This window comes from Actinomycetota bacterium (assembly GCA_012837825.1).
GTDB lineage: Bacteria > Actinomycetota > Humimicrobiia > Humimicrobiales > Humimicrobiaceae > Humimicrobium.
The window spans coordinates 1-3,047 of record DUQM01000089.1 but is presented as its reverse complement, the minus strand read 5'-3'; the positions used below and the strand labels follow the sequence as shown (position 1 = coordinate 3,047).

4 protein-coding genes are annotated in these 3,047 nt (G+C 35.2%); all 4 read right to left on the bottom strand.

Annotated features, from left to right (window positions below; genetic code table 11):
- Window positions 1-1,267: hypothetical protein (locus tag GXZ93_06875; protein ID HHT79495.1), on the bottom strand; the 1,267-nt coding region annotated here is incomplete at its 3' end.
- Window positions 1,264-2,148, bottom strand: a complete 885-nt coding sequence (locus GXZ93_06870; protein HHT79494.1) for an SDR family oxidoreductase — start codon at window positions 2,146-2,148, stop codon at window positions 1,264-1,266. The genes GXZ93_06875 and GXZ93_06870, both read right to left, overlap by 4 nt.
- Before the next feature lie 31 nt (window positions 2,149-2,179).
- Window positions 2,180-2,602, bottom strand: coding sequence for a hypothetical protein (locus tag GXZ93_06865; GenBank protein ID HHT79493.1), 423 nt, complete (start codon window positions 2,600-2,602; stop codon window positions 2,180-2,182).
- 2 nt (window positions 2,603-2,604) lie between these two features.
- Window positions 2,605-2,838, bottom strand: a complete 234-nt coding sequence (locus GXZ93_06860) for a ribbon-helix-helix protein, CopG family (GenBank protein HHT79492.1) — start codon at window positions 2,836-2,838, stop codon at window positions 2,605-2,607.
- Window positions 2,839-3,047 lie beyond the last annotated feature (209 nt).

Sequence of the window (3,047 nt, the reverse complement as noted above, 5' to 3'; positions counted from 1 at the left end):
TCCTGTATAAAAACCCGCCTGCTTCCCTGTAGTTTTTTTCAAGAACATATTTTTTCTGAAGGGTTTTGATTTTCTCTTCAATATCCGCTCCTTCAAAGCCGGGATCACTTGCATCAATCATGCTTAAATCCCTGTTGATAAAATCTTCTCCGGATAATGAAACAAGATAAGAATATTCCCGTTCCGAATCTCTTATAGCAATATCTATGTCGGTTTCAATATCGCCAAGGCTTTTACCGCTGATGTTTATAAATTTGATATCTTTGGGATAAAGATTGTATGCCATTTCAGACATTATATAAATCTGCTCACCCCTTACAAGCACTATAAGATTCTCATTTTCGGGCGTATTCTCATCCAGCCAGGCAATGAATTTTTCGAAATCATAAAACCCGAGATAAGTATTTTTAAAATCTCCTTCCGAAATATTTTTTCTGTATGAATCAAAATAGCTTTTTACTGTAAATACTTCATTTTTCATATAGTAAAATGAAAAAACAACAAGGATCATTGCTGCAAAACTAAAAGCCATCTTGCCGGTGATTACCTTCTTGCTTACAAGCTTCAAAGAACATGTGAAGAAGCAAAGCATTATAAAGCCCAGATAAGCCGGTATGAAAAATCTGTTTACCTCTCTTATATTAAAATTATTTCTGAAAAATCTGTTGACATGAGAGTCAACAGAAGTCGCCACTCTTTTTTTAAGGCTTATTTTTTCGATATCTATATCAACGCCTTCGACTTCAGGCAGTTCGATTTTTATTTCACTTATCTTTCCCGAAGACTCCCATCTGGGATTTTCTCCTATATTTATATGATAATCATGGATTAATCCGTCAACAAATATCTGAAATTTTTCCACATCCGAAACACTGTAATCATTGCCGCTCTTGTCTGCATATTTCCACCTTATATTAACTGTCCCTTTCGGAAAATTTACTGAAGAAATATTTCTTGCAAGAATAGTAATCACAATATAATCTCCAACCTCCGGGGTAAAAAGACCTGACTCTTTATCAGAGGAATTGCTGATAATCATGGAAGAATCGGCTGTCTCTTTTATAGACAGCTCCGGGTGATTTGCAATGCTGCCGGCTCCGTTGCTGCCGTCTCCATCCGCTTCTCCTGAAAGGATATTTCCTCTTTCATAGCGGATAATTTCTTCATTTAATACAGGAAAAAGAAAAAATATGGCAGAACAGATGATTAAAATAAGGAAAAATACAACATATATTTCCCTGATATAAGCCTTATTTCTTTTCATCATAATTCAAGCTCCGAAATTTCTTTCTCTATGCCTTCTTCAAACGAAACAGGGGAGTATCCGAAATCAGTTGCGGCTTCAGTATACGGATAGGCCTTGTCGATTTTCATTCTTTCTATCTGGTCAGCGTCAAGGTCGGATTTCTTCATTATCTGTTTATAAATGCTGACTGCAAATTTGGAAACCTCAATAGGAAGCCTGATTATCCTGAAAGGAAGATTGGTCTTGGCTCTCACAGTCTTAAGCATATCATTATATTTCAAAGGGTACCTGCCAGCCAGTTCATAAGTCTTTTTGATAGTTTTACTGTTTTCAAGAACACTTGTAACTGCATTTGCCACATCTTCAACATAAACAGGCTGTATCATATTTTCCCCGCTTCCGAATACAACAAAAAATCTTTTTTTTCTTATAAATCTCAGCATTTTGGAAAAATTGTTATCTCCGTCAGCGCCGTAAATCATTGAAGGTCTCAGAATAGTATAATCAAGGCCGGAATTTTTAATATATTCCTCCGATCTGATCTTATCTTCTTTGACTTTTATATCAGATGGCAGCAGCACTGTTGTAGAACTTATAAATAAGGCTCTTCCGACATTACATCTTTTGAGAGCCTCAATAAAATTTTTTACATAACCATAATATTCCAGCCTTACGACATAAATAGCTTTTTCAATATCTTTCAAACCATAAATAAGAGAGTCAGAGCTTAAAAGATTTCCGCCCGCTATTTCAATATTGTCCGGAAAATTCCGCCTGGCTTTTTCAAGCTTTTGGCGGGCTTCCATGCTTCTTGCAAGACATCTTGCTTTCTCTCCTCTTTCAGCAAGCCTGATAAGAATTCTCTGTCCCAGAAAACTCGTAGCTCCGGCAATATAAATCAACTCAATGCACCATCCTTTAAAAAAATTTAAATCATATCAGAAAATTAAAATTCTTAAATCCCGAAGGCATTAACTTCTTATATATTTCCTTCCTGAAAGTAAGAATATTGTTTGAACCAAGCCTTTCACATATGCTTACAAACAATGCTTCATAAAGATCAATTTCATCAATTTCCAATCCCCGGTAGTGCTCAAGAATTTGAAAAGCCCGCTCTATGTCTCCGTGCTCATGCATCTCAATATTAAAATTCTTTATTATGTTTTCCATAAAAACCATTTCAGCCTGCCCGGATATCATCCTCCCTATAAGATTGCTTGTCTGCAGTAAAGTCGAGAAGGGGATCACATATGTTAGTTTCTCATTATCCTTTAAAAACCCCGAGGCCTTTTTATGGTTCAAATCATTTCTGTCAACAGCCGCATACAAAAAACTGGTGTCAGCTAATGCAAGCAATATTAACCTCCATTTTTATTTTTTTCATACTTTTTCAAATCCCTGGAAACATCCTTGTAGCGGCTTTCACCTATGCCGATTATGCCGAAATCCTTTTTTGGAATCTTCCTTGACAGATATTCCTGCACTGCTTCCCGTACAATGGATGTTATCGATTTACCTTCTTTTCTGGACAGGTTCTTGAGAAGAATCATGATATCTTTACTAAGAAGCACATTTGTTCTTTCTTTTTCCAATATGTACTCTCCGGTTAAATTATTATTAATTTATTGTAAGAAAAAAACCTGTAAAACTTTTAACGCTTGATATCCGGGAAATTGGCCTACTCATTCTTTAAAATAATCACCGGATTTTTTCGATGACAGCTATTATTCCGGCTTTACAAATCAACTTAATTTATAGTAATATTAATATTAACATTATTATAGATATAAATATTAATATT